This window comes from Rhizobacter sp. P1_G5 (assembly GCF_056405435.1).
In genome coordinates, this window is record NZ_JBFUCB010001224.1 from 1 (window position 1) to 513 (window position 513).

General features: G+C 76.0%; 1 pseudogene. It reads left to right on the forward strand.

Going from position 1 to position 513, the window contains the following annotated elements:
- Window positions 1-513, forward strand: a pseudogene (locus tag AC1D12_RS35095) (hypothetical protein); the annotation flags it as partial.

Consider the following 513-nt stretch of genomic DNA (forward strand, 5'->3'; position numbering starts at 1 on the left):
TGCCGCAGCCGGCCAGCCGGCGGCCGCCACCAGCGGGCGCCCGGCCGCGAAGCTCGCCACCGGCAAGGCCGCGCGCCCGCAGAAGCCCGCCGCCGAGCCCGCGCGGCCGAAGGGCCCGACGCTGCAGCTCGATCCGGTGGAAACCGACGCGCTGATCTCGCCGTCGCTGCGCATGAGCGGCCAGCTCACGCAGCTGGCCGAGGCCGGCCAGGCCGGCTCGGCCCCGTACCGCTTCATCGACCCCGAACTCGTGCAGCGCCTCGAAGCGCAGGACCGGCTGAAGGCGCTCGAGAGCTCGATGAACCAGCTGCGCGCCGAGGGCCAGACGCGTCAGCAGGCCCTCGTCGAACTGCAGGCGAGGGTGCAGCAGGCCCAGGCGGCCCGCTATGCGAACCCGCTGGTCTATGCGCTGGCCGTGCTGTGCGCGCTGCTCGCCGCCGGCCTGGGCTTCCTGGTGTGGCAGCGCTGGCGCGAGCGGCAGGCCGCGGCCTGGTGGGTCGAGCCGCCCGCACC